Origin of the sequence: Brevundimonas sp. SPF441 (assembly GCF_009661015.1) — a bacterium.
Lineage (GTDB): Bacteria > Pseudomonadota > Alphaproteobacteria > Caulobacterales > Caulobacteraceae > Brevundimonas > Brevundimonas vesicularis.
The window spans coordinates 40,070-64,107 of the sequence record NZ_WJWX01000006.1 but is presented as its reverse complement, the minus strand read 5'-3'; the positions used below and the strand labels follow the sequence as shown (position 1 = coordinate 64,107).

At 68.6% G+C, this 24,038-nt stretch carries 22 protein-coding genes, 1 tRNA gene, 1 pseudogene and 1 riboswitch; of the genes and pseudogenes, 14 read left to right on the top strand and 10 right to left on the bottom strand.

From position 1 onward, the window contains the following. The first annotated feature begins 38 nt into the window (after window positions 1-38). The gene (locus GGC30_RS05685; RefSeq protein WP_153923070.1) at window positions 39-986 is read left to right on the top strand and encodes a fatty acid desaturase family protein; all 948 of its coding nucleotides are present in this window, start codon (window positions 39-41) and stop codon (window positions 984-986) included. Further along, a complete protein-coding gene (locus GGC30_RS05680; protein ID WP_153923069.1) occupies window positions 983-1,633 on the top strand; it encodes a methyltransferase in 651 nt (216 codons plus the stop codon). The genes GGC30_RS05685 and GGC30_RS05680 overlap by 4 nt, the downstream gene beginning before the upstream one ends. Here the strand turns inward: GGC30_RS05680 and GGC30_RS05675 are convergent. Further along, window positions 1,630-2,196: a type 1 glutamine amidotransferase domain-containing protein gene (locus tag GGC30_RS05675; protein WP_153923068.1), complete on the bottom strand. Its 567-nt coding sequence runs from the start codon at window positions 2,194-2,196 to the stop codon at window positions 1,630-1,632. The genes GGC30_RS05680 and GGC30_RS05675 overlap by 4 nt on opposite strands. Between GGC30_RS05675 and GGC30_RS05670 the strand changes: the two genes are divergently transcribed. The 4 genes from GGC30_RS05670 to GGC30_RS05655 all read left to right on the top strand — a co-directional run bounded on the left by GGC30_RS05670 (window position 2,195) and on the right by GGC30_RS05655 (window position 5,746). Next, window positions 2,195-2,692: a hypothetical protein gene (locus GGC30_RS05670; RefSeq protein WP_228763620.1), complete on the top strand. Its 498-nt coding sequence runs from the start codon at window positions 2,195-2,197 to the stop codon at window positions 2,690-2,692. The genes GGC30_RS05675 and GGC30_RS05670 overlap by 2 nt on opposite strands. Window positions 2,693-2,756: 64 nt before the next feature. Next, on the top strand, window positions 2,757-3,608 hold the full coding sequence (locus GGC30_RS05665; protein WP_153923067.1) for a neutral zinc metallopeptidase: 852 nt from the start codon (window positions 2,757-2,759) through the stop codon (window positions 3,606-3,608). Between the two features lie 36 nt (window positions 3,609-3,644). Continuing rightward, the gene (gene pgm, locus GGC30_RS05660; RefSeq protein ID WP_153923066.1) at window positions 3,645-5,282 is read left to right on the top strand and encodes a phosphoglucomutase (alpha-D-glucose-1,6-bisphosphate-dependent); all 1,638 of its coding nucleotides are present in this window, start codon (window positions 3,645-3,647) and stop codon (window positions 5,280-5,282) included. A 5-nt stretch (window positions 5,283-5,287) separates the two neighbouring features. Beyond that, on the top strand, window positions 5,288-5,746 hold the full coding sequence (locus GGC30_RS05655; protein ID WP_066626863.1) for a hypothetical protein: 459 nt from the start codon (window positions 5,288-5,290) through the stop codon (window positions 5,744-5,746). Here GGC30_RS05655 and GGC30_RS05650 read toward each other — a convergent pair. Further along, entirely contained in the window at window positions 5,730-6,677 is a 948-nt protein-coding gene (locus GGC30_RS05650) for a retropepsin-like aspartic protease (protein WP_153923065.1), read from the bottom strand. The two genes, GGC30_RS05655 and GGC30_RS05650, sit on opposite strands and share 17 nt — an antisense overlap. Before the next feature lie 184 nt (window positions 6,678-6,861). On the opposite strand from GGC30_RS05650, the gene thrC reads away from it, so the two are divergent. After that, window positions 6,862-8,295: a threonine synthase gene (gene thrC / locus GGC30_RS05645; protein ID WP_370451894.1), complete on the top strand. Its 1,434-nt coding sequence runs from the start codon at window positions 6,862-6,864 to the stop codon at window positions 8,293-8,295. Between the two features lie 6 nt (window positions 8,296-8,301). Here thrC and GGC30_RS05640 read toward each other — a convergent pair whose 3' ends face one another. The 4 genes from GGC30_RS05640 to GGC30_RS16235 all read right to left on the bottom strand — a co-directional run bounded on the left by GGC30_RS05640 (window position 8,302) and on the right by GGC30_RS16235 (window position 11,662). Beyond that, window positions 8,302-8,616, bottom strand: a complete 315-nt coding sequence (locus tag GGC30_RS05640) for a CsbD family protein (protein WP_055806344.1) — start codon at window positions 8,614-8,616, stop codon at window positions 8,302-8,304. Between the two features lie 93 nt (window positions 8,617-8,709). Further along, window positions 8,710-9,663 (bottom strand): homoserine kinase, encoded by a 954-nt coding sequence (thrB, locus tag GGC30_RS05635; RefSeq protein ID WP_153923064.1) that lies wholly within the window; start codon window positions 9,661-9,663, stop codon window positions 8,710-8,712. A gap of 4 nt (window positions 9,664-9,667) precedes the next feature. After that, window positions 9,668-11,419 carry a Gfo/Idh/MocA family oxidoreductase gene (locus GGC30_RS05630; protein ID WP_153923063.1) on the bottom strand — a complete coding sequence of 584 codons (1,752 nt, stop codon included), beginning with the start codon at window positions 11,417-11,419 and terminating at the stop codon, window positions 9,668-9,670. Window positions 11,420-11,521: 102 nt separating this feature from the next. Beyond that, window positions 11,522-11,662, bottom strand: coding sequence for a hypothetical protein (locus GGC30_RS16235; protein ID WP_184279405.1), 141 nt, complete (start codon window positions 11,660-11,662; stop codon window positions 11,522-11,524). 187 nt (window positions 11,663-11,849) lie between these two features. Further along, a riboswitch (SAM riboswitch) is annotated at window positions 11,850-11,966 on the top strand. Between the two features lie 75 nt (window positions 11,967-12,041). On the opposite strand from GGC30_RS16235, the gene GGC30_RS05625 reads away from it, so the two are divergent. From GGC30_RS05625 to galE, 5 genes and pseudogenes are all read left to right on the top strand, one after another. Continuing rightward, complete coding sequence (locus GGC30_RS05625; RefSeq protein WP_153923062.1) at window positions 12,042-13,094, top strand: homoserine O-succinyltransferase; 1,053 nt, start codon at window positions 12,042-12,044, stop codon at window positions 13,092-13,094. Continuing rightward, window positions 13,091-14,272: a cystathionine gamma-synthase gene (gene metB, locus GGC30_RS05620; RefSeq protein ID WP_153923061.1), complete on the top strand. Its 1,182-nt coding sequence runs from the start codon at window positions 13,091-13,093 to the stop codon at window positions 14,270-14,272. The genes GGC30_RS05625 and metB overlap by 4 nt, the downstream gene beginning before the upstream one ends. Window positions 14,273-14,324: 52 nt before the next feature. Next, window positions 14,325-14,399 (top strand) — tRNA-Glu (locus GGC30_RS05615). Between the two features lie 216 nt (window positions 14,400-14,615). Further along, window positions 14,616-14,882, top strand: a complete 267-nt coding sequence (locus GGC30_RS05610) for a hypothetical protein (RefSeq protein ID WP_039244738.1) — start codon at window positions 14,616-14,618, stop codon at window positions 14,880-14,882. Between the two features lie 78 nt (window positions 14,883-14,960). Beyond that, window positions 14,961-15,905 (top strand): annotated as a pseudogene (galE, locus tag GGC30_RS05605) (UDP-glucose 4-epimerase GalE); the annotation flags it as partial. Between the two features lie 55 nt (window positions 15,906-15,960). Here galE and GGC30_RS16480 read toward each other — a convergent pair. The 4 genes from GGC30_RS16480 to GGC30_RS05590 form a co-directional block, all read right to left on the bottom strand. Continuing rightward, window positions 15,961-16,905: a hypothetical protein gene (locus tag GGC30_RS16480; RefSeq protein WP_228763619.1), complete on the bottom strand. Its 945-nt coding sequence runs from the start codon at window positions 16,903-16,905 to the stop codon at window positions 15,961-15,963. Between the two features lie 4 nt (window positions 16,906-16,909). Further along, on the bottom strand, window positions 16,910-18,085 hold the full coding sequence (carA, locus tag GGC30_RS05600) for a glutamine-hydrolyzing carbamoyl-phosphate synthase small subunit (protein ID WP_153923059.1): 1,176 nt from the start codon (window positions 18,083-18,085) through the stop codon (window positions 16,910-16,912). Between the two features lie 97 nt (window positions 18,086-18,182). Then, on the bottom strand, window positions 18,183-20,420 hold the full coding sequence (locus GGC30_RS05595; RefSeq protein ID WP_153923058.1) for a glycoside hydrolase family 3 N-terminal domain-containing protein: 2,238 nt from the start codon (window positions 20,418-20,420) through the stop codon (window positions 18,183-18,185). A 230-nt stretch (window positions 20,421-20,650) separates the two neighbouring features. Beyond that, window positions 20,651-21,430: a ZIP family metal transporter gene (locus GGC30_RS05590; protein ID WP_194943533.1), complete on the bottom strand. Its 780-nt coding sequence runs from the start codon at window positions 21,428-21,430 to the stop codon at window positions 20,651-20,653. A 67-nt stretch (window positions 21,431-21,497) separates the two neighbouring features. Between GGC30_RS05590 and proB the strand changes: the two genes are divergently transcribed. Next, window positions 21,498-22,655, top strand: coding sequence for a glutamate 5-kinase (proB, locus tag GGC30_RS05585; protein WP_153923057.1), 1,158 nt, complete (start codon window positions 21,498-21,500; stop codon window positions 22,653-22,655). Then, a complete protein-coding gene (locus GGC30_RS05580; protein ID WP_153923056.1) occupies window positions 22,652-23,914 on the top strand; it encodes a glutamate-5-semialdehyde dehydrogenase in 1,263 nt (420 codons plus the stop codon). The genes proB and GGC30_RS05580 overlap by 4 nt, the downstream gene beginning before the upstream one ends. Window positions 23,915-24,038: the final 124 nt, after the last annotated feature.

Below are 24,038 nucleotides of genomic sequence, written 5' to 3'. Positions count from 1 at the left end.
CGCTTTTCCAGACGCGCGTCTGGGGCTAGACTCGTCTCATGTCCGCCGCCCCGCGCATCGCCCCGTCGGCCCTGTTCACACCCCAGGAGTGGACGCCGTTTCAAATGCGCTCGGCCTGGGCCGGCCCCCTGCTAGTGGTCCACTGCTGGGCGGTGATCGCCCTGGCTGTTCTCGCCGGCGTCCTGATCCCCTGGCTGATCCCGCTGTGCATAATGATCGTCGGCACGCGTCAGCTGGGTCTGGCCATTCTGATGCACGAAGCGGCGCATGGCGGCCTGTCGAAGTCGAACCGTCTGAACGATTTTCTCGGCCATTGGCTATGCGCCGTGCCGATCGGCGCCAGCCTGAAGGCCTATCGTCCCTATCACCTGACGCATCATCGCTTCGCCCAGCAGGCCGAGGATCCTGATCTGATGCTGTCGGCGCCCTTTCCCGTCAGTCCGGCTTCGTTGCGCCGAAAGCTGATCCGCGACCTGACGGGCCAGACCTTCTTCAAGCAGCGGGTGCTGCTGCCGCTGGCCAAAGCGCGCTCAAGCGGCCCCCGAGATGATGGCGCCCATGACTATGAGGCGATCGTGACGGGCCGATCCGTCCTGCCCTTCCTCGCCTTCAATGCGGTCCTGCTGGCGGGCTTCATCGCCGCTGGCGTCTGGTGGGCCTTTTTCGTGTTGTGGCTGCTGCCGATGGCGACGTGGTTTCCGATGGTTACGCGCCTGCGAAACATCGCCGAACACGCCTGCGTCGAGGGTTCGTCGGCCGACCCCTTTCGCGCCGCTCGCACCACCAAGGCCAGCCTGTGGGAACGCGCCTTCATCGCGCCCTACTGGGTCAACTTCCACGCCGAGCACCACCTGTTCATGCATGTGCCCTGCTGGAAGCTGCCGCGCCTGCACCGCGCCATTCGTGCGAAGCCGCAAGCCGAGGCGATGGAGGTCGCACCCGGCTATGCCAGCGTGCTGAAGGCTGTTACGCGCCAGCCGGAATGACCGTCCTCGATCCCGCCGCCTTCATCCGTGACAACACCCGGCTTCAGCCCGTGCCGCACGCGCCCGAGATTTTTTTGTGGCTGGCCGACGAGATCACGCCGATCTGGCGGCTGACGGAAGAAGAGCTCGGCGAACTGGGGGTGCCGCCGCCCTTCTGGGCCTTTGCCTGGGCCGGCGGTCAGGCTCTGAGCCGGTATCTGCTGGATCATCCGCATGAGGTCGTCGGCAAGCGCGTGCTGGACTTCGCCGCCGGTTCGGGTCTGGTCGGCGTGGCGGCGATGAAGGCGGGGGCGACCCATGTCCTGTGCGCCGACATCGATCCCTTCTGCCAAGCCGCCGTCGCCGCCAACGCCGCGGCGAACGGCGTGACGCTGGACTTCACCCAGACCAATCTGCTGGACGCCGCCCCGCCGGATGTGGACGTCATCTGCGCGGGCGACATCTGCTACGAGCGCCCGATGACCGACGCCGTTCTGGCCTGGCTGGACCAGGCCCGCGCCAGGGGCACGCGGGTCCTGATCGGCGATCCGGGACGCACATATTTCCCGCGCACGGGCCTGGATTTCCTGGCCGAATACCGCGTCCCGACCTCACGCGAACTGGAGGACCAGGAGATCAAGCGGTCCTCCGTCTGGGCGATGCCTTAAGCGGCGGCTTGGCCCTCGTGGCGGCCTTCGGCGAACTCCTCGATCATCTTGGCGTTGAAGGCGGGAATGTCGTCGGGGCAGCGGCTGGTCACCAGGCCCCGGTCCACCACCACCGCTTCATTGACCACATTGGCCCCGGCGTTCTTCAGGTCGGTGCGCAGGCTTTCGAACGACGTCATCGTGCGCCCCTCGACCACGCCCGCCTCGATCAGCAGCCAGGGCGCGTGACAGATGGCGGCGACCGGCTTGCCGGCGTCGAAGAAGGCCTGAACGAACTTCACTGCGTCTTCGTCCGCCCGCAGCAGGTCCGGGTTCGCCACCCCGCCCGGCAGCAGCAGGGCGGAATAGGCCGAGGCGTCCACCGCCGCCACCGCCTTGTCGGCCGTGACCTTGTCGCCGGGCGTCAGATGGTCGAAGCCCTGGAACTGGCCGGCCTTCAGCGACACGATCTCGACCACCGCGCCCGCATCCTTCAGCGCCTTCATCGGTTCATTCAGTTCGACCAGCTCGACGCCGTCGGTCGCGAGGATGGCGACAGTCTTGCCGGAAAGGGATTGGGCCATGAGGAATGCTCCGTTCGTAAAGGGGGTTCGGCGCGATGAACCCACGGCGGCTCAAAGGGTTGCGGCTCCGCTTGGCGGCGATGGCGCGCGTCCCCACATCGTGTCCATGCGATCGCTCCTGACCCTGACCGCCCTGTTGGCCGCTGCCGCCACACCGGCGTTGGCCCAAACCTATCCGCAGGCCGGCCGCCCCTATGGCGCCTATCCGGGCGGGGTCCCCGCCGCGATCGCCGACCAGCACCGCTACGAGAACGACCGTCTGCGTTCTCAGGCGCAGTCGAATGCGGACCAAGCGCGTCAACAGCAGATCGAAACCCAGCTTCGCCTGCGCACCATCGAAGGCGCACGCGAACCAACGGCTGCCCAGCCCTTGCCGCCCCGCCCGCTCTACAGCCCCGAGCAGGAGCGGACCCTGCGCCAGTCCGGCGCCGAACGCCGCCAGCAGACAGCCCAAGGCATGAGCCAGATCGACAACTGGCTTGATCGTCCGAACTGACGCATCCCTTCCCTTGCACCGGCGTTCCTGCCTAGCTTAACCAGGATAGGGCGGAGGAAGCGAAATGCGCTGGCAAGGTGGACGGACAGGCGGCGGCGTCGAGGATCGACGGGGTCTCGGCGGCGGAGCCATCGCCGGCGGCGGTCTGGGCGTCGGTGTTCTGGCCATTATCGGCTATCTGGTCTTCGGAATCGATCCTTCGACCACGACCCAGCTCGCCAGCCAATTCGGCGGCGTCGGCGCCGAGCAACAGCAGGGTCAGGTCGGCACGCCGAAGGATCAGGCCGGCCGGTTCGTCGATGTCATCGGCGCCAACATTGATGATGTCTGGTCGCAGAAGCTTGAGGGCTATCAGCGACCCAATGTCGTCATCTACGAACAAGGCACGCCGACCGGCTGCGGCTATGGTCAGTCGGCCATGGGCCCCTTCTATTGTCCCAACGACAAAACGGTCTATCTGGACCTCGGCTTCTGGCAGGAGATGGAGAACAAGCTCGGGGCCTCCGGCGCCGACTTCGCCCGCGCCTATGTCATCGCCCATGAGTTCGGCCACCACGTCCAGACCCTCACCGGCACCTCGGACCAGGTCCGCCAGGCCCAGCAGCGCGCCCAGGGCGAGGCCGAGGCCAATCAGTATTCCGTGGCGCTGGAGCTTCAGGCCGACTGCTACGCCGGCCTCTGGGCCAAGAACGCCGCGGCCGTCTCCAACGGACAGGTCGCGCTGGAGCCGGGCGATATCGAGGAGGGCATGAAGACCGCCCAAGCCATCGGCGACGACACCCTGCAACGGCGCGGCGGCGGACGGGTCTCGCCCGAAAGCTTCACCCACGGCTCCTCGGCCCAGCGGGTCGAATGGCTGCAACGCGGCTATCAGTCGGGCGACCCTGCGTCGTGCGACACCTTCTCCGGCGCCTGATCGCCCCTTTTCCCGACAACGATTGATGGACTGACGATGCATGATCGCGCCGGCCTAACGGCTCGCCCCGAAGACCTGATCGACCTCGACGCCCTGCTCGGCGCCTATGAGGCGGTGCGGCCCGACATGACCGACCCGATGCAGCGGGTCGCATTCGGCACCTCGGGCCACCGCGGCTCCAGCCTGGACGGTGCCTTCAACCAGGCCCACATCCTCGCCATCGCCCATGCGATCGCCGAATACCGCGCGGCCCAGGGCGTCGACGGCCCGCTGTTTCTCGGTCGCGACACCCACGGCCTGTCCGAGCCCGCCTTCCGCACCACGCTGGAAGTCCTGATCGCCAACGGGGTCGAGGTGCTGATCGACGCCCGCGACGGCTTCACCCCCACCCCCGCCGTGTCGCACGCCATCCTGACGCACAACCGCGCGAACACTCGCAAGGCCGACGGCGTCCTGATCACCCCCTCGCACAATCCGCCCCGCGACGGCGGCATCAAATACAATCCCCACTCGGGCGGCCCGGCCGGAGGCGAGGCCACGTCCGCCATCGCCGCCCGCGCCAACGCCCTGATCGAGGGCGGCCTGACCGAGGTCCGTCGCGTCCCGTTCGCCCAGGCCCGTGCGGCGGCCGGCCGGTTCGACTACCTGTCGGCCTATATCGACGACCTGCCCAGCGTGCTGGACTTGGACGCCATCCGCAACGCTGGCGTCCGCATCGGCGCCGATCCGCTAGGCGGCGCAGCCGTCGCCTATTGGGGCGAGATCGCAACGCGCCACAAGCTGAACCTGACCGTGGTCAATGACGCCGTCGATCCCCGCTGGGCCTTCATGCCGCTGGACGCCGACGGCAAGATCCGCATGGACTGTTCGTCGCCCTGCGCCATGGCCGGTCTTATCGGCATGATGAAGGGCGGCTCGGCCTACGACGTCGCCTTCGGCAACGACGCCGACGCCGATCGCCACGGCATCGTCACCCCCGACGCCGGACTGATGAACCCCAACCATTTCCTGGCCGCCGCCATCGCCTATCTGTTCGCGAATCGACCCGGCTGGGGCGCGGATACGGCGGTGGGCAAGACCCTGGTTTCGTCGTCGATGATCGACCGGGTCGTCGCCGGCATGGGCCGCCGCCTGCTGGAAGTCCCCGTCGGCTTCAAGCATTTCGTACCCGGCCTGCTGGACGGAACCGTCGGCTTCGGCGGCGAGGAATCGGCCGGGGCCTCCTTCCTGCGTCACGACGGCACGGTGTGGACGACCGACAAGGACGGCATCCTCCTGTGCCTGCTGGCCGCCGAGATTCAGGCCCGCACCGGCCAGAGCGCCAGCCAACTCTACGCCGGCCTGACCGACCAGTACGGCGCCCCCGCCTACGCCCGTGTCGATGCCCCGGCCAATCGGACCGAAAAGGCCCGGCTTGCCGCGCTCAGCCCCTCGGACGTGACCGCGACCACCCTGGCCGGTCAGCCGATCACCGACATCCTGACGAAGGCCCCCGGCAACGGCGAGGCCATCGGCGGACTGAAGGTCGTTACCGCCGACGCCTGGTTCGCCGCCCGCCCCTCGGGCACCGAAGACGTCTACAAGATCTACGCCGAATCCTTCCTTGGCGCCGACCATCTGGCGACCGTTCAGGCCGAGGCCAGGGCCGTGGTGGCGACGGCTCTGGCGAGCTGAAGTCGGTGTGTGTCCGCCGTTTCGAGATTTTCGCGGACTATTTCCAGTTCTACGTTTGCGACGAGACCTACGTCACCGACACCGCCGCCCTGTGGAGCTCGGACAGCGACCCCATGCTGGCCGTCGGCCCCGACCTGATCGCGATCGGCACGGTTCGCAACATGCTGGTCCCGGTCGAACTTGAAATCCTGACCACAGCGCCGACGCCCGACGCGGACGCCTGGGACCAGATCCGCGACTGCGGCCTGCGCCTGGCCAGCGGCGCGCTGATTGTGTTCGGCTGCACGGACGATCCGGATCAGGCAGAGCGGATCGCTGTGCCTGCCGGCGACTATGCGGCCCGCATTTCGCACGGCGGACTGAACACCCTGTCCGAAGACGGGCTTGACGGCGACGACCGCTATCGCATCCAGCTCTGGCCGGGCGCGGTTCGGCCGATCACAGTGCTCAAGCCCCGACCGTGATCTCCATCGGCCGTTCGACGAACAGGCCGGGGCCGCCCAGGTCCAGCGCAAGCCGTCGGTTCTCGAACGCGGCCATGCCGACCAGGGCCTTGGGGAAGCCCGGCACGGCGACGTCGTCATAGATGGCGACCGTCGCCTGACGATACAGTTCGTCGCCGATGGTCAGGGTGCGCACGACGACGGTCTCGGCGCGCACGGTGCCGCCCAGGACGATGCTCTGGCCCGGCGTGCGTTCGCGGCCGTCCAGCAGGCCGGCGGCCTCGGCCGTCTCGCGCGTGACGGCCAGCACGGCCGAGGCGCCGGTGTCGATCACCGCATTGACCGTCGCCCCTTCCAGGGTGATGCCCGCCTGCAAGGCCTTGCCGGCCCGCGTCACCGGCACGGGTTTCAGCGACGACGGCGGCGTCCAACCCTCGCGCGGCAGGAACCGGACCCGATGCTCGGCCGTGTCCAGCTCCAGCACCAGTTCGCGCAGCACGTCCTGCCCCAGGATCAGCGCCGCACCCAATCCCTGATCGCTAGCCAGCGGCCCCAGGCCAAGAATCGCCGCGCGCAATCCGGTCAGCCGCAAGCCGCCGATCGCCACATCCAGCGTCGTCCCGCGTCCGACCTGGGCGTCGCCGCCGACGCCGTAAGCCACCATCGGGATGTTGAAGACGTTGGTCAGGCTGAGCCGCTCGACCAGCGACCGGTCGATGACCGAATACTGCGCCCCGGAATCGATCAGGGCCCGCACCGGCTGTCCGTTCACCGTCACCTCAACTGTCGGGGTCGGGGCGCGCGGCTCGGCATAGGGCAGCCAGCCGCTGGAGCCGTTCGCCGCGAAGGCGACCGTCGGCCCGCGCCAGACCACATGGTCGCGCAGCCACCAGGCCCCGCCCACGCCGCCGGCGACCAGCCCCAGCCGGATCAGAAGATCGCGTCGTCTCATGGTCCCTGACATGGACCGTCGCAGCGATCCGCGCCAGCGGGGCGATGTCGCAACCGCGCTTGCCGGGTTGGCGGCATCGCTGTCGGCGCGGCAAAAATGTGCGCCTAAACCGCCACTGCAACGTCCCGACGTGGATTGTCAGGCCGCAGTCCGCGAAAACCCGACAAAATCATCCAGAAAGCGGGTGACGCCGCCGCCCCGTCTGGCTACGACCATCGGCGTCATGAGCACCTCCAGCGCCCGCTACATCTCCACCCGGGGCCAATCGCCCGAAACCGATTTCACCGACGCCCTGCTGCGCGGCATCGCCCCCGACGGCGGCCTCTATATGCCGACCGCCTGGCCCAGCCTGTCGCACCAGGCCTGGACCGGAAAGCCCGACTACAAGTCCATCGCGCTGCAAGCCATTGCTCCCTTCATCGGCGACGCTCTGCCCGCCGGCGCTCTGGACCGCGCGCTGGACAGACTGACCGCCGGGTTCGACCATCCGCTGGTCACGCCTCTGGTCGAGCTGGAGCCGGGGCTGTTCGTGCTGGAGCTGTTCCACGGCCCGACCGCCGCCTTCAAGGATCTGGCGATGCAGCTGGTCGCCAGCCTGACGGACGAGGCGCTGGCCGCCTCGGGCGAGCGTCTAACCATACTGACCGCCACCTCTGGCGACACCGGCGCCGCCGCCGTACGCGCGTTCGCCGGCGCCAAGTCCGTCGATCTGGTCGTGCTCCACCCTCTGGACCGCGTCTCGCCGGTTCAGCGCAAACAGATGACGACGGTAGAGGCCGACAATGTCCTGAACCTGGCCGTCCGCGGTGATTTCGACGACTGCCAGCGTCTGGTGAAGGGCCTGCTGGCCGACGAGGCCTTGCGCGAACGCGGCCGCCTGTCCTCAGTCAATTCGATCAACTGGGCGCGGCTGGCCGGCCAGATCCCCTACTACGTCTCCGCCACGGCCCAGTTGGGCGGGGCCGCGACCTTCGTCGTGCCGACCGGCAACTTCGGCGACGCCTTCGCCGGCATCGCGGCTACGAAAATGGGCCTGCCGTCGAACGGCTTCGTCGCCGCCGTGAACCAGAACGACGCCCTGGCCCGCGCCCTGAATGACGGCCTGTATTCGCGCCGTCCGGCGGTCGAAAGCGGCAGCGTGTCCATGGATGTGCAGGCGCCGTCCAACTTCGAGCGGCTGGTGTTCGAGGCGACGGGCCGCGACGCCGAGGCGACGCGCGTGGTGTTCGAAACCTTCGCCCGCGAGGGCGCCATCGCCTTCGATCCGGACCTGCTGGCCGCTCTTCGCGACCAGGTCTCGGCGGTCTCCATCGACGAGGACGAGACGCGCGCCGAGATCGCCCACGCCTATCAGGCCTGGGGCCGCGTCGTCTGTCCGCACACGGCCGTGGCGCTGGCCGCCGCGCGTCGGCAGGACCGGTCGAACGGCCCCGTCATCGCCCTGTCCACCGCCCATCCGTCAAAGTTCGGCGACTTCGTCTCGAACGTCCTGGGCTTCGAACCCGAACCCGCAAACGTCATCGCCGCCCTGGGCGACAAGCCCGAGCGGTTGACGATCGTCGAAGGGACGATGGACGCGGCGCGTGACGCCGTGGCGGCCTTTTCAGGCCGCCACTAAAACCTCTTAGCGACGACCGCCGCCGGTCAGGGCGCGCAGCAGAAGCAGGCCGACGCCCGCGACCGACAGGGTCGTGACCAGCGGACGCTTGCGCGCCTCGGCGGCGACGGTGCGGGCCTTGTCGCGGTAGTCGACGGGGACCTTCTCGACCAGGCGATCGACCGAATCCATCGCCTTGCCGAAGGTTTCCAGCGAGCGGCCCTTGGCGTCGTTATAGGCGCCTTCGACCTGCAGCTTCTGGTCGCCGACCAGCTTGCCGACGCCTTTTTGGAACTTGCCTTGCGCCTGCGAGGCGGCGCCGTTGATGGTTTCGTCAGTCATGATCTTCGTCCTCGGGGAGCGGCGCACGTCGCCGTTGCACCATCAAAATCCCGGCCAAGCTTTCGGTTCCAGCGACGAAGCCGCGCAGGCGTCTCAGGCCGGTTCGGTCGCGCGCCAGTGGTCCATCCGACGCAGGAAGACCGCCGGATCCTTGGGCGTCACCAGATTGGCGGGATCGTGGAAAATGCGGTCGTGCAGCCGGGTCACGGTGAACCGCAGGGCCGCCGCTTCGCCCAGACGCGGCAAGGCCTCCCGCTCTGCGCCGTTAAGAGGCCGCACGGATTCATAGCCGCGCTGGAAGGCCGTCAGGGCGTCCGGCATGGGTCGCCCCTCGGCGTCGAAGCCCCAGGCGGACAGGGCGATGGCGAGGTCATAGGCAAAGGCGCCGGTGCAGCCGAAATAGAAGTCGATCACCGCTGACACGGCGCCGTCCTCGAACAGCACATTGTCGGGGAAATAGTCGGCATGGATCGCCCCGCCCGGCAGATCGTCCGTAAAGGGATCGCCCAGCCGCGCCAGCGTCACCTGGACCTGTCTCAGCAGCGCGCGATCTACCTCGGACGCCCGCCCTTCTCCCTCGACGCAACGATCGGCCAGCCCACGCCACATGGCCGGCCCGACCGGATTGACCCGTTTCAGGTGAAAATCAGCCTCCGTCAGATGAAGCCGCGCCAGCACCGCCCCCGCCGCCGCCTGATCGGCCGATGACGGCGCGCGCAGCCAGGCGCCGGTCTTCCATTCGATCACCGCCGCCGCCCGGCCGTTCAGTCGTCCAAGCCATACTCCCGACCGGTCCTCGATCGGCGTCGGGCAAGGAAAACCGCGCGCCGCCAGATGCGCCGTCAGCCCCAGACAGAAGGGCAGCGAGGCCTCGTCCGTCCGCCCCTCGAACAGGGTCAGCACGAACCGGCCGCGCGTCGTGTCCAGGCGATAGTTTGTGTTCTCCACCCCCTCGGCGATGGCCGTCAGTTCGACCACCTCGCCGATGTCGTAGCCGGCTAGGAACGCCTTGGCGTCGGCGATGGAAACGGGGGTGAAGACGGCCATGGCCTTAGTTTAGGCCCGCATCGGCGCGCCGTGCACGCACGATCTCGGCCAGGTCCGCCATGATGCTCTCGGTCGTGGCCCAACGCCCGGCGCCTCGGCCCCGGCAGCGCCACACGCGCCCGTCGGCGCCGTAGACCTTCAGCGCATTGCCCTCGCCGCGCAGGGTCGAGAACAGCGGATCGCCATGGTCGGCGTTCAGCGACACCGACGGGCGGATCACCCCGTCCTTCAGATGGGCGGCGCCGATCTGGCGCACGCCGCCTGCGGCTGAGGTCGCTTCGGTCAGGTGATCGCGCGGCACCTCGCCGTCGGGCGAACGGCCGAACGCTTCGTGGCACAGCAGCCGCACCTTGGCCGCCGCATCCAGACCTTCCAGATCCGAGGACGGGTCCTCCTCCGCAAAGCCTGCCGCCCGGGCGTCCGCCAGGGCTTCGTTGAAGGCCGCCCCGTCGCCGAGGCGTTCCAGCATGAAGTTGACCGTGCCGTTCAGCACCGCCTCGAAGCCGACCACCTCGCCGGCCGCGCGGGCGGCGCGCACCGTCTCGATCATCGGCGATCCGCCGCCGACCGAGGCCGACCAGAAGATGCGCCGTCCGTTGGCTTTCGCCAGTTCTTGCAGCCCGCCCGGATCGCGGCTGACCGCCTGCTTGTTGGCGCTGGCGACATCGCAGCCGGCCTCGAGCGCAGCGCGGATCACCGCGTGGCCCGCCTCGCCTTCCGACAGGGCCTCCAGCACAATGTCGGGCTTCTTGGCCCACAGGTCCGCCGGGTTGGAGGTGAACAACGAAGCCGGACAGTCCACGTCGCGCGCCTTTCCGGGATTGCGGACCAGCACGCCCACGACCTCGTAGCGAGGATCATCGAGCAGCTTGCCCAGCACGCCGCCGCCGACCACGCCGCATCCGGCGACCGCGACCTTCAGCGGCGGCAGGGCGGGCGCGGGACCGGGCGGCGCCGACTTGTCGCCGATGACCGTGCCGTCGGCGCGATCCAGCGCCGCCACCTCGATCTCGACCCCGCGGCTTTCGCCCAGGTCGATGGCGTCGTGCTGGACCAGAGCGCCGCCGAGCTTGCGCGCCACGTCCCACGATGCGCGGCGATAGCGCAGGGCTGGGGCCGTCTTGTCGTTGGGGTCGTGGTCGTAAAGGCCGTCCACGTCCTTGACCAATCGCACCTTCTTCAGCCCCAACTCGGCTGCGAGGAACACCGCCGTCAGGTCCGATCCGCCGCGTCCCAGCAGGGCCACCTTGCCGTCCGGCCGCACCGCGCCGAACCCGGGCACCACCACCACCTCGTGCCGATCCAGCGCCTGTTTCAGATGGTCGGGTCGCAGGCCGCAGGGGCGCGAATGCTCCGGCTCGCCCTCCGCCACGATGCCCAGTTCGCGCACCGACAGGGCGCAGGCGTCCAGGCCGATCCGGTCGCAGGCGATGGCCACGAGCGCGGCCGATTTCTCCTCGCCCAAAGCGACATAGCCGGGCAGCAGGTCGTTGGAATGGGCCAGGCCCAGCGCCCGCGCCTCGCCCAGCAGCCGGTCCGTCGCCCCGCCAAAGGCCGAGACCACCGCCACCACCTTTCGGCCCGCCCGCACGTGGCCATAGACGGCCGAGGCGACCAGCGGCGCCTCTGCCGGGCTGCGCAGGATGGACGACCCGAACTTCAGCACCACCACCTCGGGCCCAACCAAGTCGGGTGAAGGCTGACTGCTGGGATCGAGGCTTTCGGATTTTTCTACGACGGCGAGTTGGGCGGACATCGGGGTTCTCGGGAAAGGTCGGGATGGGGTGGGGTGAAAAGAAAAACCCCGCCTGGCGGACCGGGCGGGGTTCGGGTTCTGCGGTTGCCGGGGTTCGGCGCGCTAAACTCGTCCCGCCCGTTCGGGCATGGTGGTGGTGCCGGTGGTGCCGCCGATAATCGTGCCGCCGAGAGTCATGCCGAAACGTGTCGCGGCGAGGCCGGCGACGGTCGAAACTTCGGCGATGAGCGAGCGCTGTTGCACAGGGCAGGTCCGGTTGAAATCTGAGCCTAGGGTGATCGGACGACCATGACTCTGTCAAGTCGCATTGGATGATTTTTTCACGACACGTCGCTTATTGTGCGTTTTCACCCCCATCGCGTCGAGCCAAGCCGTCCATGAGGTTGAATTTTTCGCTTGACCGGCACCGCCTCGATCATCAACGTAAAGTCACTCATCAAGACCAGCCGAGGGATTAGGCCCTTTGACGCTGGGGCAACCATCGGGTCTCACAGCTCGAAACGGTGCCAACTCCTGCGGGGTCCTTCGGGGTCGCGAGAGATGAGTGGAGCATCGACGAGACGACGCTCCACGCTCTGTCACCGCATCGAGACTTGCTGAGCGAGAAGGATGCGGAACGACGATGACCCTGGCCGAAACCACCCTGCTCGAAGACCCCGACTGTCGCCGCGCGACAGCCCTTACCCCTGTCCGCGAACCGACGCGTGAGCGCGGCGGCGCCCGCGACGTCATCGTTCCCATTCCCGCCGACTTCCGCCTCGCCTCGGGCGAAAAGCTGAACCAGCCCAATATCGTCGGCCGCCTGCATGGCCGGATCGGCGCCCCTGTCGTCGTGGTCGCCGGCGGCATCTCGGCCGGGCGCTTCGTCCACCGGACGGAGACCAACGGCCTGGGCTGGTGGTCGGGCGCCGTGTCGGTGCGCGGGCCCATCGACCTGAGCCGGCTTCAGGTCCTGGCCGTCGATTTCGCCCCCGGCGCAGAGTTCCTGGACAAGCCCGTCACCATCACCACCCAGGATCAGGCGCGCCTGCTGGCCCTGGTGCTGAACCATCTGAAGATCGAGCGCGTCGCCGCCTTCGTCGGCTGCTCGTACGGCGGCATGGTCGGTCTGGCCTTCGCCGAACTGTTCCCCGACTGGGCCGAGCAGTTGATCATCGTGTCGGCCGCCCACCGCGCCCATCCCCAGGCCACCGCCTGGCGCGGCATCCAGCGCCGCATCCTGCAGTTCGCCGTCGCCGCCGGCCGTCCCGAGGAGGGCGTCGCCCTGGCCCGCGAACTGGCCATGACCACCTATCGCACGGCCGAAGAATTCGACGACCGCTTCGACACCACTGCGCCCACGGCTGTCGGCGGCGCCTATCCCGTCTGCGACTATCTGACGGCGCGGGGCCAGGCCTACCGCACCCACACCACCCCGGCCCGCTGGCTGTCCATGTCCGATTCCCTGGACCGCCACAGCGTGACGCCGGAAGCCATCACGACCCCCGTCACCCTTATCGGCTTCACCTCCGACCGGCTGGTGCCGATCGACGACATCCGTGAGCTGGCCGCGCGGTTGCCGACCCTGTGGCGCTTCGTCGAGGCGCCCTCTCTCTATGGCCACGACGCCTTTCTGAAGGAGGACGCCTTCGTCGGCGACATCCTCCGCGCCGCCTTGAAGGATATCAAAGCATGACCGCCCGTCCCGCCAATCCGCACACCATCGCCGCCCGCACGGGCGTGGATACGGACACGGCCCACGGCGCGGTCATGCCGCCGCTGTATCTGTCATCCAACTATTCCTTCGCCGGCTTCGACCAGAAGCGGAAGTACGACTACAGCCGTTCGGGCAATCCGACACGCGACGTGCTGGCCGAAACCCTGACCGAGCTGGAGGGCGGCGCCGGCTGCGTCATTACCGCCACCGGCATGGCGGCGGTCGACCTGCCCCTGACCCTGCTGGAGCCGGGCGACCTGCTGATCGCGCCGCACGACTGCTACGGCGGCACCTGTCGCCTGCTGAACGCCCGCGCCCGCAAAGGGCATTTCGAACTGTTGCTGGTCGATCAGGGCGATCCCGTCGCCTTCGAGGCCGCCCTGGCCCTGAAGCCCAAGCTGGTGCTGGTCGAGACCCCCTCCAATCCGCTGCTGCGTCTGGTCGATGTCGCCGACATCTGCACCCGCGCCCACGCGGCGGGCGCCAAGGTCGTGTGCGACAACACCTTCCTGTCGCCGGCCTTGCAGAACCCGATCAAGCTGGGCGCCGACTTCGTGGTGCACTCGACGACCAAGTTCATCAACGGCCATTCCGACGTGGTCGGCGGCGCCGTCATCTCGGCCGACGCCGAGGATCACCAGACCCTGGCCTGGTGGGCCAACTGCACCGGCGTGACCGGCTCGCCCTTCGACGCCTATCTGACCCTGCGCGGCGTGCGCACTCTGTTCGCGCGCATTGAGCGACAACAGGCCACGGCCGGCAAGATCGCCGAAAAGCTGGCCGCCCACCCAGCGGTCAAGGCTGTCCACTATCCGGGCCTGAAGTCCCACCCCAATCACGCCCTGGTCGCGGCCCAGCAGGCCGGACCCGGCGCCATGCTCAGCTTCGAACTGCAGGGCGGCACGGACGCCGTGCGCGATCTGGTCGAGACGCTGGAGATCTTCACCCTTGCGGAATCGCTGGGCGGCGTCGAAAGCCTGATCGCCCACCCCGCCACCATGACCCACGCCGCCATGACGCCGGAACAGCGCGCGACGGCCGGCATCGGCGACGGCCTGGTGCGCCTGTCGGTGGGTCTGGAGCATGTCGAGGATTTGATCGCCGACCTGTTCCCGGCGCTGGACGCCCTCGTGCCCGCAACCGCCGCGGCCGCGTAACTTTTTGCTTGCAGGAGGAGCCGAACCGGGGCAAATGCGCCGCCCCGGCCGCGGTCCCTTCGTCTATCGGTTAGGACGTCAGGTTTTCAACCTGAAAAGAGGGGTTCGACTCCCCTAGGGACTGCCACCGGCGGCGCTTTTTCAGCGCCTTTTCCCGACATCGTTGAGCGAACGCTCCGACCCCGGATTAAGATTTTGGTAACCATTTTGTCCGGAAACAGGCAGTAAGTCTTTCGATTCACGGACTTTTTTCGGACGCAGTCAGGAACTATCCACAGGGACTGTGGTTAACCCATCGTTAGCTCGGCGCAGAAGCGCCTCTCCCTCCTGCACCGAGATCCTCATGTTTATCGCCATCGCCCGCCCGGCGGTGGAGCCCAAAGGCCCCGACGCCGTCGCCGTCCCCGGCTCTCCCGCCATCGCCGAACTGTCGCCCCGCGCCCTGCATGCGCGCCTTCTCCAGAACGCCGCCCTGCGCCGCCTGCGCGGACTGGAGCGGCGCAGGGAGCAGCGTCTCGAAGACGCCGACTACTGGCTGCATGCCGCACCGATCGCCGTCCGGAAAGCCAGCGCCCTGCGCGAAGAGCGCAGCTTCTCGCCGATCCCCTGACAGTCGCCACACACCTCTGAATACATACGAGGGTGATTTGGGGTTGATTTACCGACCCTTGGTATCCGACAAAAGCGGATGGGCGAAGTCGGATCGGCGCTGACATCTGCGAAGGCGATCCTGGTCACGGGCGGCGCGGGCTATATCGGCGCCCATGTGTGCGAGGCCTTGGCGGCCGCCGGCTACCGGCCCGTAACCTATGACAATCTGTCGACGGGCCGACGCCGGTTCGTGCGCTGGGGGCCGCTGGTCGAGGGCGATGTCTGGGACGCGGACAAGGTGCGCCACACCCTGATCGCCCACGACATCAGCGCCGTCATGCATTTCGCCGGCTCGTCCGTGGTCCCTGAATCGGTGCGCGCGCCGCTGGACTACTACCGCAACAATGTCGGTGGTCTGTTGGGGCTGCTGGGCGGGATGCGGGAAGCGGGCGTGAACAAGCTGGTCTTTTCCAGCACCTGCGCCGTCTATGGCGATCCCGGCGGCGATCCGATCACCGAGGCCACGCCGCTGGCGCCCGTCACCCCCTATGGCCGTTCCAAATTGGGCTGCGAACAGATCCTGTCGGACGCCAGCGCCGCGCACGGGCTGAACGTCGTCGCGCTGCGTTACTTCAACGCCAGCGGCGCCTCGGCGTCAGGCCTGATCGGCGAAGATCGGCCGGTCGAGACCCATCTGATCCCGCGCGCCATGATGGCCCTACGCGGCCAGATCGACGATTTCGCCGTTCATGGGACCGACTATCCGACGCCCGACGGCACAGCGGTGCGCGACTACATCCACGTCTGCGACCTGGCTCAGGGTCATCTCGCCGCCATGACCCAGTTGCTCGGCGACCGACGCGGCTTCTTCGCCTGCAATCTGGGCGCAGGTCGCGGCCATTCGGTGCGGCAGGTGCTGGAAGCGATCATGGCGCACAGCGGCCTTCGACTGCCCGACGCAGCCGGAGCGCGCCGCGCGGGCGACCCGCCGCATCTTGTGTCTGACATCGCCCTGGCGCGTCAGGCCCTAAGCTTTGCGCCGCGCGGGTCGGATCTGGCCTCCATCGTCGCCAGCGCCTGGGCGTGGCACAGCCGGCTCACCGCAGTTCGGGCATCCGGCGGCGCAGCGAGGCTTTCAGCTTTTCGAACTTCTGCCCCGCCGACTTGGGCCTTACACGCCGACGCAGCTCAAGCCCTCCACCCCACAGCGCATGGACCGGCGCTTCAAGATGCGGATGGCGATCATGCTGATGGACGATGGGGCTGACGCTGGCGTCGGGATTGACGACCTTGCCGCCTTCGAACCTCAGCGTCTCGCCGGGCGTCAGGCCCAGGGTCGCCACGCGCCCGTAGTTGGGGCGCACGCACATCGCCGTCAGACCCTGATGGATCGCCATGTTGAAGGCTGCCTGATCGGCGCCGAACGCCCCGCCGATCTCGGATCGCGGCGTCGCCGCCAGCGACAGGATCAGCCGTGACAGGCGCGAGACCTCGGCGCGCGGCCCGACGATGGTGCCGACGCACAGACAGGCCTTGTCGGCCAGCTGCCGCGCCTGGGCCTCGCCGAACAGGGCGCGCAGATACTTCATGTTGAAGGCGTGATCGGCCAGCCGCGTCTCCGCCTCGACATAGACCTCAAGCCCCTCGGGCGCAGGATCGAAGGGCGGCGCCTGGAAGATCACGTCGCGCACGTCGCAGGCCAGGGCGGCGCCGGGCCGCTCGCCTAGCAGACCGGCGAAGGCCACGAACCGCTGCATCACCGGATGCGGTGCCCATCCGCGCCAGACCGGCGCATCGACGGCGGTCACCCGATGCTGGGCCAGAAAGGCGCGCAAATCCGGATCGGCGTCGACCACCAGGGCTGCCGGACCGTCGAACACGGCCCGCAGCGACAGGACGAAGGGCGCGATGTCGGCCGCGTCGTATCCGGTCGCATAGCCGACGACGACATCGCCGTCCGGCAGGGGCGTAAACCGGCGAGCGACCTCGAACGCCTCGGCCAGCCAGTCCAGATAGTCCGACCGAACCGCCCCCTGTTTCATGGCGTCAGCGATCGCCCATCAGATCGGCGAACCGGTCGAACAGATACAGGCTGTCGGTCGGCCCGGGCGAGGCCTCGGGGTGGTGCTGGACGCTGAAGATCGGCTTGTCCTTGACCGCGATGCCGCAGTTGGTGCCGTCGAACAGGCTGACGTGGGTCTCGGTCACGGCGTCGGGCAGGCTGTCGCGATCGACGGTGAAGCCGTGGTTCATCGACACGATCTCGACCTTGCCGGTGGTCAGATCCTTGACCGGGTGGTTGGCGCCGTGGTGGCCCTGATCCATCTTCACCGTCTTGGCGCCGAGCGCCAGGGCCAGCATCTGGTGGCCCAGGCAGATGCCCATCAGCGGCTTGCCGCTGGCGACCAGCTTCTGGATTTCAGGCACGGCGTATTCGCCCGTCGCGGCCGGATCGCCCGGACCGTTGGACAGAACCACGCCGTCGGGATTGCGGGCCAGAACCTCTTCCGCCGTCATCGTCGCCGGGACCACGGTGATGCGCGCGCCGGTCGAGGCTAGGGCGCGCAGGATGTTGCGCTTCACGCCGTAATCGATGACCACTACGTCCTTGCGGTCCCCCTTAGGATTTTCGGGGGTCTTGGGGTGCCCCTCCGGCCAGTCCCACAGACCCTCGTTCCATTCGAACGCCTGCAAGGTCGAGGCGGGCTTGGCTAGGTCCAGACCGACCAGCCCGGTCCAGCCCCTGGCCTGGGCGACCAGGGCCTCCAGGTCGAAGTTTCCGTCCGGGTCATGGGCGATGACGGCGTGGGGCGCGCCCTTGTCGCGAATAATCTTGGTCAGGGCGCGGGTGTCGACGCCGGCCAGGCCCACGACGCCGCGCCGCTTCATCCAGTCGTCGAAACTGGCGTCCGAGCGATAGTTGGCCGGATCGGTCGGCACGTCGCGGAAAATGGCGCCGCGCGCCGAGGTGTCGGACCCGCCGCCCATCTGTTCGATGTCTTCGACATTGGTCCCCACATTGCCGACATGCGGGAAGGTGAAGGCCAGGATCTGGCTCATGTAGGACGGGTCGGTCAGGATTTCCTGATAGCCGGTCATGGCGGTGTTGAAGACCACCTCGCCCAAGGCCGAGCCGACGGCACCCACGCCAATGCCCTGCAGGATCGTGCCGTCCGCGAGCGCGAGAACGCCGGTGGCGCCCGGAAGAATCTTCGTCGTCATGGGCGCGCTCCTAAAATCGAATCCGGCCGATACGAAGGCCGAAGGCAAACGGCGGCGTCGTTAAGCCCTGCCGCCTGCCCCGTCAACGTGGCGCGCGTCACCGCCCGTCGGTGATGGACGCCGGACCGATCAGCTGGAACGTCGCCTTCGCCCCGCCCTGGGCGTGCGGCGCCAACCAAACGTCGAACAGACCGGGCTCGATGCGCCAGGTCTCGTCCGCGCCGATGAAGCCCAGCTGACGGGCGTTCAGGGTGAAGGTCACCTTCGTGCTCTGGCCCGGCTTCAGCGACACGCGCTTGAAGTCCTTCAGCAATCGGCCCGGCTGGGTCAGGCTGGCGACCCGGTCGTGGATATAGAGCTGCACCAGCTCCTCGGCCGGATGCGATCCGGTGTTGGTCACGGTCACGGCCAGGTCCAGCGTGCCGGCCCAGGCCAGCTTGTCGCTCTCCATCTCGACCGGCCCATAGCTGATCGCGCCATAGGTCAGGCCATAGCCGAAGGGATAAAGCGCCGTATTGGTCGTCTCGCGATAGCGAGCCTTGTATTCCTCGCTCGCCAGATCGGGATTGGCCGGGCGGCCTGTGGTCTTGCGGTCGTAGGAATAGGGCTGCTGGCCCGACTTGTGCGGGAAGCTGACCGGCAGGCGCGCCGACGGGCCGTGATCGCCGAACAGGACGTCGGCGACGGCATGGCCCATCTGTTCGCCTAGGAACCAGGTCACGACGATGGCCTGGGCGTTCTTCACATTGCCTTCCAGCGCGAGCGCCCGGCCGTTCCTCAGCAGGATGACCATGGGCTTGCCCAGCGCCGCCATGGCGTCGACCAAGGCGACCTGCGGCGCGGGCACCACGATCTCGGTGCGCGACTGGGCCTCGCCCGACATGTTGGTCGCCTCGCCGATCGCCAGGACGATGACCTCGGCATCGCGGGCGGCGGCGACGGCCTGCTCGATCCCGCCGTCCAGCGGCGTCTCGACGCCCGAGCCGCGTGCGAGGGTCAGACGCTGGGGATCGCTCATGGCCGCACGGAAGCCGGCCTCCAGCGAGACACGACGCTCTGGCGCGCCCCAGATGGTCCACGGCCCCCAGACATTGTCCACGTCGTCGGCGAACGGGCCGACCAGGGCGATCTTCTGACTCTGCTTCAGCGGCAGCAGGCCGTTGTCATTCTTCAGCAGCACGACCGACTTGCGGCCCGCCTCGCGCGACAGCTCTACGTGTTCGCGCGACCCGACCACCGCCTTTTCACGCACCGGATCGGTGCCGCGGTAGGGGTCGTCGAACAGGCCCAGGGCCGCCTTGGTGTTCAGGACGCGGCGCACAGCCTCGTCCAGCCGCGCCATCGACACTTCGCCCGACGCGACCAGGCTGGGAAGATGTTCCAGATACAGGCCCGACACCATCGACACATCGACCCCGGCGTTGAAGGCCAGGCGGGCGGCGTCGCGGCCGTCCTCGGCGAAGCCGTGGGCCACCAGCTCCTGCTCGGAAGTGTAGTCGGAGACGACGAAGCCCTCGAAGCCCCATTCGCCGCGCAGGATGTCGGTCAGCAGCTTGCGGCTGCCCGACGCCGGCACGCCGTTGACGTCGTTGAACGCGCTCATGATCGACAGGGCGCCGGCGTCCACCGACGCCTTGAACGGCGGCAGGAAAACCCCGCGCAGCGTCTGCTCGCTCATGTCGGTGGTGTTGTATTCGACCCCGCCCACGGCGGCGGAATAGGCGGCCATGTGTTTGGCGGTGGCCAGGACCGCGTCACGGTCGTCCAGACCCTTTTCGCCCTGGAAGCCGCGCACGCGGGCGGCGGCGAGCAGGTTGTTCAGCAGAACGTCCTCGCCCGCGCCCTCGACGTTGCGGCCCCAACGCTGGTCGCGCGCCACGTCCACCATGGGGGCGTAGGTCTGGTGAACCGCCGACGCCGCCGTCTCGACCGCCGCGGCCCGCGCCGTGCGCCGGGCCAGTTCGGTGTCGAAGGCCGCCGCCTCGGCCAGAGGCACCGGGAAGATTGTCGACAGGCCGTGGATTACGTCCGCCGCGAACAGCAGCGGGATCTTCAGCCGGCTCTCCTCCATCGCCACGCGCTGGATGCGACGGCCCGCCTCGGCGCCGATGCCGTTGAACAGGCTGCCGACCTTGCCTTCGCGGATCAGGGCCGTCACGCGCGCGGGATCGCCCGTGCCGTCCAGCGGGTTCACCGCCGTCGGCATCCAGCGGAACGGATCAGCCAGCAGGTTCAGCTGCCCCGCCTTCTCCTCGACCGTCATGGCCGCGATCAGATCCTCGATCTTCTGGCGGTGACGGGCGACGGTGCGGGACGCTTGGGCGGAAACAGGCATGGGGAACACTCCGGCGCCCATCAGGGCCAAAAGCCCCAGGCCAGACAAGAAATTTCTACGGGAAGCCGCAGGCTTGAGAGGTCGCGTCATTTAGGCTGGCGCTCCTTTCGAGGGACAATCGAGCAGCGAAGCGAGAGGCCTAGCCTCTCGGCCCCGACGGCTTCAACCCCTGCCTGCCATGTAAATCGATGTAACGCCCCGCTGCGCGGTCACGCCGCGTTTCGCCGCCATCATCCCAGGGCGATGTCCAGGAACATCATTCCGACCAGGCCGATCATCAGGCCGATCATAGATCCCTCGCCCTTGGACTTCTCGCGGGTCTCGGGAATGATCTCCGCAGTGACGACATAGATCATGGCCCCCGCCGCCAGGCCCAGCCCCCACGGCAGGACGCCGGGCAGCAAATCGACCACACTGGCCCCGATCAGCCCCCCGACCGGCTCGACCAGGCCCGAGGCCAGCGCCGCCGCGAAGGCGGGCCAGCGCCCGTATCCCAGGGTCGCCATCGCCGCCGATACGGCCATACCCTCGGGCATGTTCTGGATGCCGATGCCGAGCGCCGTGGACAGCCCTTGGTGCATGTCGCCGCCGCCGAAGCTGACGCCCACGGCCGCACCCTCGGGGAAATTGTGCAGGGTGATGGCGATGATGAACAGCCAGATGCGCCGCGACAGGTCGCGCGATCCCGCCGGTCCGATGGCCAGCATGTCCACCGGCGCGAACCGGTTCATCAGGCCGATCACCGTCGCCCCGATCAACACCGCCGCCCCCATGACGCCGGCCGCCGCCGCCTGGCTGGCCCCGCCCGCCTGCAACACGTCGACGCCGGGAATGATCAGCGAGAAGAAGGAGGCCGCCAGCATGACCCCGGCGGCGAAGCCCAACAGGGCGCTCTGGGTCTGCACCCCCGCCTTGCGGAAGAACAGCAGAGGCACGGCGCCCACCGCCGTCATCATGCCCGCCGCCAGACTGCCCAGACCGCCCGCCGCGATCGGAGGAAGAGATTCCATCATCCGCCTGCATTGCGGCGAGACACGGCAAGAGACAAGCCCGAACCGTGGCGTTAGAGAAAGCTTCATGTCCCAGCGCGCCGCCCTCCCCGTCGGCCCGAACGCTGCGTCGGCGCTGGGCGCCGCCCGGCGGGTCGTGGTCAAGATCGGATCCTCCCTGCTGATCGACGCGGCCACGCGTCAGCCGACGCGTGATTGGCTGGCCGCCGTCGCCTCGGACCTGGCGGCGCTGAAGGCCGAAGGGCGCGAGGTCATCGTCGTCTCGTCCGGCTCGATAGCTCTGGGCCGGGGCCGGTTGCCCGCGCTGGGCGCACGGCTGGAGGACAAGCAGGCGGCGGCCTCGGTCGGACAGTCCCTGCTGATGGCCGCCTGGTCCGGTGCGTTGGACCCGCACGGCCTGATCGCGGGCCAGGTTCTGCTGACACGCGACGACACAGAACGCCGTCGGCGGTGGCTGAACGCCCGCGCGACCGTCGAGGCCCTGTTGACCCACGGCGTCATGCCCATCGTCAACGAGAACGACACGGTGGCGACCGAGGAAATCCGTTACGGCGACAACGACCGGCTGGCGGCGCGCACAGCCCAGCTGGCGCGAGCGGACCTGCTGGTCCTGCTGTCGGACGTGGACGGCCTCTATACCTCGGACCCGCGCCGCGATCCGGACGCCGCCCATCTGCCCCTGATCGAGACGCTGAGCCCCGACATCCTGGCCATGGGCGGGGGCGCCAATGCGGATGCGGGCGTCGGAACCGGCGGCATGGCGACCAAGCTGGCGGCGGCCCAGATCGCCCGCTCGGCCGGATGCGCCACCATCATCGCCTCGGGTCAGACCCTGTCGCCGCTCATTGCCATTCGCGACGGCGCCCGCGCCACCCTGATCGCCGCCCCTGACGGGCCGATGGCCGCCTACAAACAATGGATCGCCGGCAGCCTGTCTCCCGCTGGAACCCTGACGCTGGACGCCGGCGCAGTCACGGCGCTGAAGGCGGGCAAGAGCCTGCTGCCTGCCGGGGTGACGGGCGTGTCCGGCGGCTTCGAGAAGGGCGACTGCGTCCGTCTGATCGACCCGAACGGTCGGGCCGTGGGCGTGGGTCTGGCCGCCTATGCCGCCGACGAGGCTGCGCGCCTTCGCGGCCGCCGCTCGGACGAGATCGAGACCCTGCTGGGCTATCGCGGGGCCTCGGTCCTGATCCACCGCGACGACATGGTGCTGGACGACCGATGACCGACCTCTCGACCCGAATGCTCGACTTGGGCCGGCGCGCCCGCACCGCAGCCGTGCTCTTGCGCGAAGCCCCCGCCGCCGCCCGCACCCGCGCGCTGGAAATCCTGTCCGCAAAGCTGATGCCGGCCGAACCCGCCCTGATCGCGGCCAACGCCCGCGACGTGGAGGCCGCCCGCGAGGGCGGCATGACCGAGGCCCTGATAGACCGCCTGTCGCTGAGCCCCGCCCGCATCGCCGGCATGGCCAAGGCGGTGGCGACCATCGCCGCCGTGCCCGATCCGCTGGGCGTCGAGACCGAACGCTGGACCCCCGCCAACGGTCTGAACATCGCCCGCGTCCGCACCCCGATCGGCGTGCTGGGCGTGATCTACGAGAGCCGCCCCAACGTCACCGCCGACGCCGCCGCCCTGTGCATCCGCTCGGGCAATGCCGCCATCCTGCGCTGCGGCTCGGACTGCCTTCAGTCCTCCCTGGCCATCGCCGTTCTGATTGCGGAATCTCTCGCCGAGGCCGGCCTGCCCGCCGATGCGGTGCAGCTGGTCGACACCCCCGACCGTGAGGCGGTCGGCCTGATGCTGACCGGGCTGAACGGCGCCATCGACGTGATCATCCCGCGCGGCGGCAAGAGCCTGGTCGCCCGCGTCCAGGCCGAGGCGCGAACCGCCGTGCTCAGCCACCTGGAAGGCCTGAACCACACCTATCTGCATGAGGCCGCCGATCTTGAGACCGCCCGCGCCATCGTCCTGAACGCCAAGATGCGCCGCGTCTCGGTCTGCGGAGCGACCGAGACGCTGCTGGTGGATCGGGCGGCCGCCCAGCGCCTGCTGCCCCCCGTCGCCTCCGACCTGATCGCCGCCGGCTGCGAACTGCGCGGCGACGCCCACGCCCGCGCCCTGGTCCCCGCCATGACGCCCGCGACCGAGGCCGACTGGACCACCGAATATCTGGCCCCGATCCTCGCCGTCCACGTCGTCGAGGACCTGGACGCCGCGACCGACCACATCGCCCGCTACGGCTCGGGCCATACCGAGGCCATCGTCACCACCGACGCCGACGCCGCCGAACGGTTCGCGGCCAAGGTCGATAGCGCCATCGTCCTGATCAACGCCTCGACCCAGTTCGCCGACGGCGGCGAGTTCGGCTTCGGCGGCGAAATCGGCATCTCCACCAACCGCCTGCACGCGCGGGGCCCTGTCGGGGCCGAGCAACTGACCACCTACAAATATGTGGTGCGCGGCCAGGGCCAGATCAGGCCGTAGGTCGCGCACGCTCTCCCTCGCCATTCGGGGAGGGTGGCTGAGCCGAAGGCGAGGCCGGGTGGGGGCGGCAGGCGACATCCCGATGAACGAGAAAAGGCGGCTCGTTTCCGAGCCGCCCCCACCC

Bases quoted from the DNA above. Each gene is read 5' to 3' on its own strand.
- carA (WP_153923059.1), bottom strand. From the start codon at position 18,085: ATGACGACGAAGATTCTTCCGGGCGCCACCGGCGTTCTCGCGCTCGCG.
- GGC30_RS05595 (WP_153923058.1), bottom strand. From the start codon at position 20,420: ATGCCTGTTTCCGCCCAAGCGTCCCGCACCGTCGCCCGTCACCGCCAG.
- GGC30_RS05630 (WP_153923063.1), bottom strand. From the start codon at position 11,419: ATGTCCGCCCAACTCGCCGTCGTAGAAAAATCCGAAAGCCTCGATCCC.
- GGC30_RS05580 (WP_153923056.1), top strand. From the start codon at position 22,652: ATGACCGACCTCTCGACCCGAATGCTCGACTTGGGCCGGCGCGCCCGC.
- GGC30_RS05650 (WP_153923065.1), bottom strand. From the start codon at position 6,677: ATGAGACGACGCGATCTTCTGATCCGGCTGGGGCTGGTCGCCGGCGGC.
- metB (WP_153923061.1), top strand. From the start codon at position 13,091: ATGACCGCCCGTCCCGCCAATCCGCACACCATCGCCGCCCGCACGGGC.
- GGC30_RS16480 (WP_228763619.1), bottom strand. From the start codon at position 16,905: ATGAAACAGGGGGCGGTTCGGTCGGACTATCTGGACTGGCTGGCCGAG.
- thrB (WP_153923064.1), bottom strand. From the start codon at position 9,663: ATGGCCGTCTTCACCCCCGTTTCCATCGCCGACGCCAAGGCGTTCCTA.
- GGC30_RS05665 (WP_153923067.1), top strand. From the start codon at position 2,757: ATGCGCTGGCAAGGTGGACGGACAGGCGGCGGCGTCGAGGATCGACGG.
- GGC30_RS05625 (WP_153923062.1), top strand. From the start codon at position 12,042: ATGACCCTGGCCGAAACCACCCTGCTCGAAGACCCCGACTGTCGCCGC.
- proB (WP_153923057.1), top strand. From the start codon at position 21,498: ATGTCCCAGCGCGCCGCCCTCCCCGTCGGCCCGAACGCTGCGTCGGCG.
- GGC30_RS05610 (WP_039244738.1), top strand. From the start codon at position 14,616: ATGTTTATCGCCATCGCCCGCCCGGCGGTGGAGCCCAAAGGCCCCGAC.
- pgm (WP_153923066.1), top strand. From the start codon at position 3,645: ATGCATGATCGCGCCGGCCTAACGGCTCGCCCCGAAGACCTGATCGAC.
- GGC30_RS05670 (WP_228763620.1), top strand. From the start codon at position 2,195: ATGAGGAATGCTCCGTTCGTAAAGGGGGTTCGGCGCGATGAACCCACG.
- GGC30_RS05685 (WP_153923070.1), top strand. From the start codon at position 39: ATGTCCGCCGCCCCGCGCATCGCCCCGTCGGCCCTGTTCACACCCCAG.
- GGC30_RS05640 (WP_055806344.1), bottom strand. From the start codon at position 8,616: ATGACTGACGAAACCATCAACGGCGCCGCCTCGCAGGCGCAAGGCAAG.
- GGC30_RS05590 (WP_194943533.1), bottom strand. From the start codon at position 21,430: ATGGAATCTCTTCCTCCGATCGCGGCGGGCGGTCTGGGCAGTCTGGCG.
- GGC30_RS05675 (WP_153923068.1), bottom strand. From the start codon at position 2,196: ATGGCCCAATCCCTTTCCGGCAAGACTGTCGCCATCCTCGCGACCGAC.
- GGC30_RS05680 (WP_153923069.1), top strand. From the start codon at position 983: ATGACCGTCCTCGATCCCGCCGCCTTCATCCGTGACAACACCCGGCTT.